Source organism: Rhizobium sp. P1_E1 (genome assembly GCF_056406015.1).
On the sequence record NZ_JBFUAY010000148.1, the window covers coordinates 1 to 11674 of the forward strand.

The window sequence follows — 11674 nt, forward strand, 5'->3', positions numbered from 1 at the left end:
CCCGGTCTTCCTCTTCCATGTCCTGCGCTATCGCTTCCGCCGGCGTGAAAGGATCCTCAGCTATCCGGAAGAGCACGGCAGCGCGCTGCAGCCGCAGTCGGATCGCAAGAAGGCGAGCTGACCCACAGCGCCGCGCGTCTTTTGAGACGCGCAAAGGACGCTGCAGCACTTTAAATTGCCGCATAGTTTTATCCTCAAATCGTTTCCGATTTAAGGGACTATGCTTAGTTCTTACCCGCTGCGGTTAACCATTTCTTTGCCATGATTATTTAGAGTGGCTTAATCATCTGCGTCCGTGCGGATGAGCGAACTCGGCCATCATGTGCATGAGATGTGGCGCAAATGTACGATATCAGGGCCAGAAACAGCTTCCAGGATCGCGCAGCCGCAGGGCCGCGTGCCCATGAGGGTTCCTTCGGGGTGCCCCGGTCGAGCCGGCCTGATATTGCGCCGCCCGAGGCCGAATTGCTGCGCGCCATCGGCCGGGTGCTGGAGGAGCAGCGCGCCAGGGCGGCGCGCACCGCACCGCTGGTCGACCGCATCGAAACCATCCTCGGCAACCGCCTCCGGGCCGCCAACGACGTCGGCCATCCGCTTCTTCAGGAGCCGGCGGGCGATGAAGAGCTGAGCGTTCCGGCCGACGAGCCGATGGTCTCACAGGAACCGCTGGCCGCGATCCGTGAAGAGCCCGCCGAGCCCCGGCCGGTGCCGCGCCGCCGTGTCGGCGGCATTGGTCTTGCGACGATGGTCGCGGCCGCGACGATCGTCGGTGCGGGCCTGCCGGCGCTGATGCCGGCTTCACCGGCTCTCTATCGCGCCGAAACGACGCTTTCCGTGAAGGCGGATGCGGCAAGCCGTGCTGCGTTCACCCAGGCTGCTGCGAAAGGGCTGTTGTCGGCGCGTACGGTTGCTTCGACGGTCGCCGCCCTGAAACTCGATCATGATCCCGAATTTGCCGGCGCCAGCGCCAATGCGCTCGGCGTCGCGCTCGATCTCCTCTCGGCGACCGGTGCTGCTGCCGATCCGGCCTCGCGCGCCGAGGCGACGCTGAAGCATGCGGTCGAGATACTGCCCGATGCCGCGACAGGCACGATCCTCGTCAGGGTGACGACCGGCGACAGCGGCAAATCCATGCGCATCGCCGCCAGGCTTGCCGAAGCGGTTTCCGCAGCAGACGGCCCTGGCGGCAACGCCGAAACCGATGCCGCCTTGCGCAAAACCTATGACGAGGCGAAGGCGGAGCTTGCCGCTTTCACGGCAAAGAGCGGCGAGGGCAACGTCAAGGTGGCGATTGATCTTCGCCGCCAGATCGACCAGCTCGATGCCGATCTGAAAGCGGCCGACCAGAATATTCTTGCCGCCAAGGCGCAGACCGACCGGCTGAAGGCCGCAAAACTTGCCGAGGTGCTCGACGGTTCGTTGCCCTCCGATATGCTCTCGCCGGCGCTGCAGGACTGGCGCGACAAATATGCCGTCGCCAAGACAGCGCTTGCGCAGCTTTCCGCCGAGCTTGGCCCGCGCCATCCGCGCCTCTTGCAGCAGCAGGCCGAAACTGATGGTCTGAAGGAGAATATGGGCAAGGAGCTTGCCCGTCTTGCCCAGACTGCCAACCTCGCCGCCAAGGCCGCCGTCGATGCGCGCAAGGGCCTCAATGACCGCCGCAACACGCTGATCGCCCAGAGCCGGGATACCGGCGTCGATTTGTCACGTCTGACCGAGCTGCGCGAAAAAGCCGATGCCGCGCGCTCGCGGCTGGAAGAGGCGACGTCCGCAGCGGTGGGAGCGGCCGCCGACGGTCGTATCGTTCTCCTGAAGCCGGCACTGGCGACGGCGGTATCGGCAACGGATGGCCGGATCGCCCGCTCGCTGATCGGCGCCGCCGCGGGCCTTGTGGTCGGTCTTGCCGCGGCTTTCCTRCTGCGCCTGCGTCGGCCCGTCGCCGATCCCGCAAGGGAGAAAATGCCGGTATCCCCGCCGCAGACCGCACTGCCGCCGACGTTCGCGCAGGACCCCGCCCAAGTCGACGAGATGGAGGTGCTGCGCTCCGAGATCTCCGGCCTGCGCGACCGGCTTCGTGTTCATGCGCTCGAAGCGCGGCAGCCGTTGCGTTGAACGAACATTTCCTTGCATTTTTGATATTGCGTTGCCGCTTTCCGACAGGATAGGGCGTTAGCGGGCATTTGACGCTCGTCAACTATCCATAGATTGACGCGAAACAGGGCGGAGAGACGTGTGACGACAGTAATCGACGGCAAGAACGTAGCAGCATCGGTCATTCAGGCGGTCAAGAGTGCGACGGCAGCGCTGGAAAAGAGCAGCGGCGTCACCACCGGCCTTGCCGTCGTCATCGTCGGCGACGATCCGGCAAGCCACGCCTATGTCGGTTCCAAGAGCCGCATGGCCAAGGAATGCGGCTTCAAATCCGTCCAGCACACGTTGCCGGCCGAGACGAAGCAGGAGGAGCTGGCAGCCCTCGTCGCCACCCTCAATGCCGATCCGTCGATCCACGGCATCCTGGTGCAGCTGCCCCTGCCGAAGCCGCTCGACAGCGAGGCGATCATCCAGTCGATCCTGCCGGAAAAGGATGTCGATGGCCTGAGCGTCGTCAATGCCGGCAAGCTCGCCACCGGCGACCTGAAGACCGGACTGGTCTCCTGCACGCCGGCCGGCGCCATGGTTTTCGTCCGCCGCACCCATGGCGAGGATCTGTCCGGCCTCAACGCCGTCGTCATCGGCCGCTCCAACCTGTTCGGCAAGCCGATGGCGCAATTGCTGCTCAACGCCAATGCGACCGTGACGATCGCTCATTCCAGGACCAAGAATCTCGCCGAGGTCTGCCGCAACGCCGATATCCTGGTGGCCGCCGTCGGCCGGCCGGAGATGGTCAGGGCCGATTGGGTCAAATCAGGTGCGACGGTCATCGACGTCGGCATCAACCGGGTGCCAGCCCCCGAAAGAGGCGAGGGCAAGACCCGGCTCGTCGGCGACGTCGCCTTCGAGGAGGTCTCCGCGGTCGCCAGCACCATCACCCCGGTTCCCGGCGGCGTCGGGCCGATGACCATCGCCATGCTGATGGCGAACACCGTCATCGCCGCCCATCGCACCGCAGGGCAGACACCGCCGCAGTTTTGACTAGACCAGAAAGGCTCTAGGCCTGGGGAACAGGACCGGTCGAGGCCCTGACGATCAGCTCGGTCTTCCAGAGCTCCTGGTCGGGGAAGGGGCCGGCCTGCTTGACCGTGCCGATCAGCCGCTGCGCGATGCGAACGCCGGCCGCCCGCAATGACGAGCGTGTCGTCGTCAGCGGCACGGAAAAGCTTTCCGGTTTCAGCAGCGGCAGCACGTCGTCATGGGCGATCAGCGAGATATCCTCACCGAGCCGCAATCCGGCCTGGTTGACCGCGCGGATCGCGCCGAGCGCCAGCACCGTGCTGGAGCAGAGGATCGCCGTCGGCCGCTCCGGCAACTGCAGAAAGTGTTCCATCGCCAGCAGGCCTTGCTCGTCCGTCATCAGCGCGTGGCTCATGCAACCCTCATCGAGTACCAGCCCGCGCTCGGCAAGGGCTGATATGACGCCGTTCTTCCTGCGGATGGCAAAATCGAGATGCATCGGTCCGTTCATCAGCGCAAAGCGCGTATGGCCGAGCTGCAGCAGGAGCCGCGTCGCATCGTAGAAGGCGCCTTCATTGTCGATGTCGAGATAGGGATAGTCCGGCTCCGAACCGAAGGAGCGGCCGTGCACGACATAGGGCATGGAGAGCGATTTCAGCATGGCGAGCCGCGGGTCGTGGCCGCGCATATAGGCGACGAACAGGGCATCGACATTGCCGCTGATGGCAAGGCGCCGCAGCGCCGCCACCTCGTCATCCGGGTCGGCCGGCATGATCACGAAGTGGAAATCGTGGCGTACGGCCTCTTCGCCGAGCCCGGCCAGGAATTCACCGAAATGCACGTCGGACTGGTGGCCGGGCGCCGTCGGCATGACGAGGCCGATCGAGCCTGCCTTGCCGGTCGCAAGCCGCTGCGCCGCCTTATTGGGGCGGTACCCGGTTTCCTTGACAGCCTGGAGCACACGCTCCCGGGTCGCCTCGTTGACCTCGGGATAGCCGTTTAGCGCTCGGCTCACCGTCGTCTGCGACAGCCCCAGCAATTCCGATAGCTGCTTGAGATTCACCTGCTATGCTTCCTCCCGGCCCGCCCGTCCGCCGTCCTGAAAAGGCCTGCCGCCTCCCAGTGGCATCCAAAGCGCTTTCAATTATGTATCATCTGGCGCGCTTGACTCAAGAAAAATCGCTCCATATTTCCCGATAGACGTTGCTGCGCTGCGATATCTAGCATGTTCACCGCGGGTTTTCGCGAATTGACTTGACTCCATTCCCCCGAAAGTGAAATGAGTTGGCTGTCAAAGCGCTTTGAAATTTCTTTTGGAGGGAATTCGGCGCGGTTGGGATTGTGATGGGAGGTTGATCACATGAAAAAGTCATTTTTGATGGGCGTTGCCGTGGCAGCGCTTTTTGCCGGTACTGCGTCTGCAGCCGATCTGAAATTTGCCCCGGGACAGGATGCCAAGTTCAACTGGAAGAGCTATGACGAGTTCAAGGCTGCTCATGCCGATCTGAAGGGCCAGCCGCTGACGATCTTCGGGCCGTGGCGCGGCGAGGACGAGGCGTTCTTCCAGAGCGTTCTTGCCTATTTCACCGAAGCCACCGGCATCGATGTCAAATACTCCTCTTCCGAAAACTACGAACAGCAGATCGTCATCGACACGCAGGCAGGCTCGCCGCCGAATATCGCCGTTCTGCCGCAGCCGGGCCTCCTGGCCGATCTCGCCAGCAAGGGCTTCCTGACGCCGCTCGGCGACGACAACTCCAAGTGGATCAAGGACAATTACGGCGCCGGCGACAGCTGGGTCGGTTACGGCACCTACAAGGGCAAGGACGGCAAGGAAGCCTTCTACGCCTTCCCGTATAAGGCCGACGTAAAATCGCTGGTCTGGTATGTACCGGAGAACTTCGAGGAAGCCGGCTACAAGATCCCGACGACCATGGAAGAACTGCATGCCCTGACGGATCAGATCGTCAAGGATGGCGGCGTTCCCTGGTGCATCGGTCTTGGTTCTGGCGGCGCCACCGGCTGGCCGGCGACCGACTGGGTCGAAGACATCATGCTGCGCATGCAGCCGCCGGAAGCCTACGACAAGTGGACGACCAACGAGCTGAAGTTCACCGATCCGGCCGTCGTTGCCGCGATCGACGAGTTCGGCAAGTTCGCCAAGAACGCGAAATACRTCGATGGCGGCGTCGCAGCCGTGGCCTCGACCGATTTCCGCGACAGCCCGAAGGGCCTCTTCGCGGTTCCGCCGAAGTGCTACATGCACCATCAGGCCTCGTTCATTCCGTCCTTCTTCCCTGAGGGCACGAAGCTCGGCCAGGATGCCGACTTCTTCTACATGCCGACCTTTGCTTCGCATCCCGAACTCGGCAAGCCGGTTCTCGGCGCCGGCACGCTCGTCTCGATCGCCAAGGACTCGAAGACGGCCCGCGCCTTCATCGACTTCCTGAAGACCCCGATCGCCCATGAGGTCTGGATGGCGCAGTCGAGCTTCCTGACGCCGTATAAGGGCGTCAGCACCGAGGCCTATGCCAACCCGCAGATGAAGAAGGAAGGCGAGATTCTGACCTCCGCCACCACCTTCCGCTTCGACGGTTCCGACCTGATGCCGGGCAAGATCGGCGCCGGCGCCTTCTGGACGGGCATGGTCGATTTCGTCGGCGGCAAGTCCGCTGAAGAGGCTGCAGGCGAAATCCAGAGCGCCTGGGACGGCATCAAGTAATCTTTCAAAATTATGCCGCCGGCTTGCCGGCGGCATGGCTTGCATGACTGGCCGGGCTCGCAAAGAGCCCGGCCATCGCAGGATATATTGTGATTGGGCAACACAAAAAGATTGACGATGACCGGCGCTGATCCGTCAGCATAACAACCGGTCGGAATAAGATCAGGGGAAGCAGGGGAGGGACGAAATGCTGTCGCAGATAGTGTCCGCTTTGGGCGTCGTGGTCGTCGCCGTTTTCGCGTGCTCGGCCTATTTCTATTTTTCGAACAAGATCCTGGATCTCGCTCTGCCGGTGAAGGATGGCGACATCCGCGCCGCATCGCGCAATCTCAACCGCCGTGCGCTCGTCCGGCCGTGGTTGTTCATCGGCCCGGCACTCTTCCTGCTTATCGTCTATCTCGTTTATCCGGTCGTTGCGACCTTCATCCTCTCCTTTTACGACCGCGCCGGTCTGCAGTTCGTCGGCCTCGCCAATTACAAATGGGCGCTCGGCGACCGCGAATTCCGCCAGTCGATCTTCAACAACATCCTCTGGCTCGCCGTCGTGCCGGCCGCCTGCACCTTCTTCGGCCTCGTCATCGCCGTGATGACCGATCGCATCTGGTGGGGCAATATCGCCAAGAGCATCGTCTTCATGCCGATGGCGATCTCCTTCGTCGGCGCCTCGGTCATCTGGAAATTCATCTATGAATATCGCGGCGGCAACGACGTCCAGATCGGCCTGCTGAACGCCATCGTCCAGACTTTTGGCGGCACGCCCGAGGTGTGGATCTCCATTCCCTTCTGGAACAACTTCTTCCTGATGGTCATCCTGATCTGGATCCAGACCGGTTTCGCCATGGTCATCCTGTCGGCCGCCCTTCGCGGCATTCCGGAAGAGACGATCGAAGCCGCCGTCATCGACGGCGCCAATGGCTGGCAGATCTTCTGGCGCATCATGGTGCCGCAGGTCTGGGGTTCCATCGCAGTCGTCTGGACGACGATCACCATCCTCGTCCTCAAGGTCTTCGACATCGTGCTGACCATGACCAACGGCCAGTGGCAGACGATGGTGCTGGCGAACCTGATGTTCGACTGGATGTTCCGCGGCGGCGGCGATTCCGGGCGAAGTGCGGTCATCGCCATCATCATCATGCTCGCCGTCACGCCGATCATGGTCTGGAACGTGCGCCGCGCCAATCGCGAACTGAAGGGGCACTGAGATGACCGCTATCGGAAGCTACTTCAAGATCGGCCCCGCCCGCCTCTTCGTTCACGCAGCCGTTCTGCTGATCGTCATCGTCTGGCTGATCCCGACGCTCGGCATCTTCGTCAGCGCGCTGCGCGACAAGGACCAGATCGTCGTCTCCGGCTGGTGGACAGCCTTCGTCGGCTCGACCCAGACGGCCGCGGTCCGCCTCGGTACACCCGACCAGCAAAAGCAGGAGGGTACGACCTACGTCATCTCGGGCAATGTGTTGGAAGGCCAGACCGGCCGGGCGGTGAAGGCCTTCGGCAACCGCATACAGCAGCCGGCCGCCTTCAAGGCCGGCGAGACCGCCGATCTCGGCGACGGCGAAACTCTGCAGATCAACAGCGACGGCAGTTATCGCTATGTGAAGAATGCCGCCTTCTCGCCCGACGAACGCCCGAAGCGCATCTATGCGTCCGTCTCCGCGCCGCCGGAATTCACAATGCAGAACTACAACACGGTTCTGACCGGCGAGGGCATCGGCCAGTCCTTCATCAACTCGCTGACCGTGACGATCCCGGCGACGATCATCCCGATCCTGATTGCCGCTTTCGCGGCCTATGCCCTGAGCTGGATGGAATTTCCCGGCCGCGGGCTGCTGATTGCGCTGGTCGTCGGCCTCATCGTCGTGCCGCTGCAGATGTCGCTGATCCCGCTGCTGCGTCTCTATAACGAGATCGGCAACATGCTCGGCCAGCCGTCGAAGACCTATCCCGGCATCTGGCTGGCCCATACCGCCTTCGGCATGCCGCTCGCCATCTATCTCTTGCGGGCCTATATTGCCGGCCTGCCGAAGGAGATCATCGAATCGGCCCGCGTCGATGGCGCAAGCGATTTCGAGATCTTCGTCCGCATCGTTTTGCCTCTGTCCTTCCCGGCACTCGCCTCCTTCGCCATCTTCCAGTTCCTGTGGGTGTGGAACGACCTGCTCGTCGCCATGGTCTTCCTCGGCACCGACAAGGACCACCTCGTGTTGACCGGCAGCCTGAACGCGCTGCTCGGCTCTCGCGGCGGCAATTGGGAGATTTTGACGGCGTCGGCCTTCGTCACCATCATCGTGCCGTTGCTCGTCTTCTTCGGGCTGCAGCGTTACCTGGTGCGCGGTCTGCTGGCGGGTTCGGTCAAGGGAGGCTGACCATTCCCGACCGTGACTTCAAACAGGATATTCCATGAACGTGGCTTCTCAATCGATCTCGACCCCCGACAAGGACTGGTGGCGCGGCGCGGTGATCTATCAGATCTACCCGCGCTCCTACCAGGATTCGAACGGCGACGGCATCGGCGATCTGAAGGGCATCACCGCCCGCCTGCCGCATGTGGCAAGCCTTGGCGTCGATGCAATCTGGATCTCGCCCTTCTTCACCTCGCCGATGCGGGATTTCGGTTATGACGTTTCCGACTACGAGAATGTCGATTCGATCTTCGGCACGTTGGTGGATTTCGACACGATGATATCAGAGGCTCATCGCCTCGGCATCCGGGTGATGATCGACCTCGTCATCTCCCACAGCTCGGATCAGCATCCCTGGTTCGTGCAAAGCCGCTCGAGCAAGAGCAACGCCAAGGCCGACTGGTATGTCTGGGCCGACGCCAAGCCGGATGGCACGCCGCCGAACAACTGGCTGTCGATCTTCGGCGGCTCGGCATGGGCGTGGGACCCGACGCGCATGCAATATTACCTGCACAATTTCCTGACCTCGCAGCCGGACATGAACCTGCATAACCCTGAGGTGCAGGACCGTCTGCTGGATGTCGTGCGCTTCTGGCTCAATCGCGGCGTCGATGGTTTCCGCCTCGACACCATCAACTTCTATTTCCATGACACGCAACTCCGCGACAATCCGGCGCTTGCTCCCGAGCGCCGCAACGCTTCGACGGCGCCGGCGGTTAATCCCTATAATTTTCAGGAGCATCTCTACGACAAGAACCGCCCGGAGAACCTTGCCTTCCTGAAGCGCTTCCGCGCCGTTCTCGAAGAATTCCCGGCAATCGCCGCCGTCGGCGAAGTCGGCGACAGCCAGCGCGGCCTTGAAATCGTCGGCGAATACACCTCCGGCAACGACAAGATGCATATGTGCTATGCCTTCGAGTTCCTGGCGCCCGATCCGCTGACGCCGGAGCGCGTCGAGGAGGTGATGCAGGATTTTGAAGCTGCCGCACCCGATGGCTGGGCCTGCTGGGCCTTCTCCAATCACGACGTGATGCGCCATGTCAGCCGCTGGGGCGGGCTGGTCGCCGATCACGACGCCTTCGCCAAGCTCTATGCCTCGTTGCTGATGACCATGCGCGGCTCCGTCTGCCTCTATCAGGGCGAGGAACTGGCGCTGACCGAGGCCGATCTCGCCTATCAGGATCTGCAGGACCCCTATGGCATCCAGTTCTGGCCGGAATTCAAGGGCCGCGACGGTTGCCGCACGCCAATGGTCTGGGACAGCCAGGTCGCCCAGGGCGGCTTCTCGACGGTCAAGCCCTGGTTGCCGGTGCCGGTCGAGCATATCCTGCGTGCCGTCAGCGTCCAGCTGGGCGATGAGACTTCGGTGCTGGAGCACTATCGCCGCTTCATCGCCTTCCGCAAGCTGCACCCGGCTTTTGCCAAGGGCGAGATCGAATTCGAGGAACAACAGGGCGATAGCCTGGTCTTCACCCGTGAATACGGCAATGAGAAGCTGCTCTGCATCTTCAACATGAGCCCGGCCGAGGCCGCCGTCATTCTGCCTGCTGGAGAATGGCAGGCATTGACGGGCCATGGCTTTACCAGCAACAACTATGGCGACAAGATCGATATTCCGGCCTGGGGGGCGTATTTCGCCCGTCTTGCCTAGATCAGGATGATTTTGGGCCCGATGGGCCTAAAATCTGAATCCTGATCTAAATCAAAGAAATAGAGCATGATGCCGGAAACGGCGCACACTTTTCGGCATCATGCTCTAGGAACACAGGCCTAAGGAACACAGGGGAGAGAGAAATGACTGGACTGACGCTGAAGGATATCCGCAAATCCTACGGTTCCGTGGACGTTCTCCATGGTATCGACCTCGATATCAAGCAGGGCGAATTCATCGTCTTCGTCGGTCCGTCCGGCTGTGGCAAGTCCACGCTTCTGCGCATGATCGCCGGTCTCGAGGCGATCACCGGCGGTGAGATGTATATCGACGGCCATCTCGTCAATGACGTGCCGCCCTCCAAGCGCGGCATCGCCATGGTCTTCCAGTCCTATGCGCTCTACCCGCATATGACCGTGTTCGACAACATGGCTTTCGGCATGAAGATCGCCGGCGAAAGCAAGCAGGAAATCGACCGCCGCGTCCGGGCGGCGGCCGAGAGCCTGCAGCTGACCAAATATCTCGATCGCCTGCCGAAGGCGCTTTCCGGCGGCCAGCGCCAGCGCGTGGCGATCGGCCGCGCCATCTGCCGCGATCCGAAGGTCTTCCTCTTCGACGAGCCGCTCTCCAACCTCGATGCCGCGCTGCGCGTCGCGACCCGCATCGAGATCGCCCGTCTGAACGAACAGATGGCCGATACGACGATGATCTACGTGACCCACGACCAGGTCGAGGCGATGACGCTCGCCGATCGCATTGTCGTTCTCTCAGCCGGCAATATCGAACAGGTCGGCGCGCCGCTGGACCTCTACGAGCGCCCGGCAAACCTCTTCGTCGCGAAATTCATCGGCTCGCCGGCGATGAACATCATTCCGGCGACGGTCGCCGGAACCGGAAGCCAGACGACGGTGACGCTGACCGGCGGCATGTCGGTGACCCTCGATGTGGCAACCGACGCGTCGGAAATGGGCAAGCAGGCAAGCTTCGGCGTTCGTCCGGAGGATCTCCGGGTTGCCGATGGCGGCGACTACCTTTTCGAAGGTGAAGTGTCGATCGTCGAAGCGCTCGGCGAAGTGACGTTGCTTTATATCGAGGGCCTGGTTCCGGGCGAGCCGATCGTCGTCAAGCTGCCCGGCATCTATGATGTGAAGAAGGGACAGAGGATGCGGTTTGCCGCCGACAGGCAGAAGTTGCATCTCTTTGACGCAACCGGCCATACCTACCGGAAGTGAGGCGGCCATTTTTGGGGTGATGGCCCCAAGAATTGTGCGGGACGGGCCGAATTCTCACTTTCTGTTAAAGATCGGCTGCTACCTTTTCCTCGTCAATTTATGAGGGGGATAAGCACGTGGCCGCTTCCAATCCGTCACAGCCAAAATCTCATTTCCTGAGCAAGGAAGAATCCTTCATGTATGACCGCGAGGCGCGGTTCAAGATGGAGGACACCATGAACGCCGCGCGCATCGAATATACGGAAAAGGGCGTCATGCATGCGGCTTCGCGCCGCTGCGACATTGTCCGGATTTCGATGAGCAGCGCGACGCTCGCAATCCTGACCCAGTTCAGCCTGCCGAAGCAGTTCTATCTGGATATTCCGGATGCTCGCATCACCAAGGTCGGCTGCCTGCTGATGAAGGTCAACGCCAACAATACGATCGATGTCCGCTTCCTGCGCCTGCTGACGCAGAAGGAGCTGAACAAGATCTTCGTCTACAGCACCCATCCGGCGCACCGCGACTACGTTCTCGATATTCGAGCCTAAAGACGCGCGTCCACCAGGACGTGTGA

Annotated in this window: 9 protein-coding genes and 1 pseudogene; 9 read left to right on the top strand and 1 reads right to left on the bottom strand. The window is 61.9% G+C overall.

Annotation, left to right across the window (positions count from 1 at the left end):
- The 3 genes and pseudogenes from AC1D1Z_RS28635 to folD all read left to right on the top strand — a co-directional run.
- Positions 1 to 121 (top strand): annotated as a pseudogene (locus tag AC1D1Z_RS28635) (WecB/TagA/CpsF family glycosyltransferase); the annotation flags it as partial.
- 221 nt (positions 122 to 342) lie between these two features.
- Complete coding sequence (locus AC1D1Z_RS28640; protein ID WP_131703062.1) at positions 343 to 2112, top strand: GumC domain-containing protein; 1770 nt, start codon at positions 343 to 345, stop codon at positions 2110 to 2112.
- Between the two features lie 120 nt (positions 2113 to 2232).
- Complete coding sequence (gene folD / locus AC1D1Z_RS28645) at positions 2233 to 3132, top strand: bifunctional methylenetetrahydrofolate dehydrogenase/methenyltetrahydrofolate cyclohydrolase FolD (RefSeq protein WP_131703061.1); 900 nt, start codon at positions 2233 to 2235, stop codon at positions 3130 to 3132.
- Positions 3133 to 3148: 16 nt separating this feature from the next.
- Here folD and AC1D1Z_RS28650 read toward each other — a convergent pair whose 3' ends face one another.
- Complete coding sequence (locus tag AC1D1Z_RS28650) at positions 3149 to 4174, bottom strand: LacI family DNA-binding transcriptional regulator (RefSeq protein ID WP_047622521.1); 1026 nt, start codon at positions 4172 to 4174, stop codon at positions 3149 to 3151.
- 297 nt (positions 4175 to 4471) lie between these two features.
- Between AC1D1Z_RS28650 and AC1D1Z_RS28655 the strand changes: the two genes are divergently transcribed.
- The 6 genes from AC1D1Z_RS28655 to AC1D1Z_RS28680 all read left to right on the top strand — a co-directional run bounded on the left by AC1D1Z_RS28655 (position 4472) and on the right by AC1D1Z_RS28680 (position 11648).
- Positions 4472 to 5833, top strand: coding sequence for an ABC transporter substrate-binding protein (locus tag AC1D1Z_RS28655; RefSeq protein ID WP_477852308.1), 1362 nt, complete (start codon positions 4472 to 4474; stop codon positions 5831 to 5833).
- A gap of 187 nt (positions 5834 to 6020) precedes the next feature.
- A complete protein-coding gene (locus tag AC1D1Z_RS28660; RefSeq protein ID WP_018445795.1) occupies positions 6021 to 7034 on the top strand; it encodes a carbohydrate ABC transporter permease in 1014 nt (337 codons plus the stop codon).
- Position 7035: 1 nt separating this feature from the next.
- Complete coding sequence (locus AC1D1Z_RS28665; protein WP_047622520.1) at positions 7036 to 8199, top strand: carbohydrate ABC transporter permease; 1164 nt, start codon at positions 7036 to 7038, stop codon at positions 8197 to 8199.
- A gap of 34 nt (positions 8200 to 8233) precedes the next feature.
- The gene (gene bglA, locus AC1D1Z_RS28670) at positions 8234 to 9886 is read left to right on the top strand and encodes a beta-galactosidase BglA (protein ID WP_130728895.1); all 1653 of its coding nucleotides are present in this window, start codon (positions 8234 to 8236) and stop codon (positions 9884 to 9886) included.
- Between the two features lie 143 nt (positions 9887 to 10029).
- Positions 10030 to 11118 carry an ABC transporter ATP-binding protein gene (locus tag AC1D1Z_RS28675; RefSeq protein WP_018244844.1) on the top strand — a complete coding sequence of 363 codons (1089 nt, stop codon included), beginning with the start codon at positions 10030 to 10032 and terminating at the stop codon, positions 11116 to 11118.
- Between the two features lie 176 nt (positions 11119 to 11294).
- Complete coding sequence (locus AC1D1Z_RS28680; protein ID WP_018445791.1) at positions 11295 to 11648, top strand: hypothetical protein; 354 nt, start codon at positions 11295 to 11297, stop codon at positions 11646 to 11648.
- The last annotated feature ends 26 nt before the right edge of the window (positions 11649 to 11674 follow it).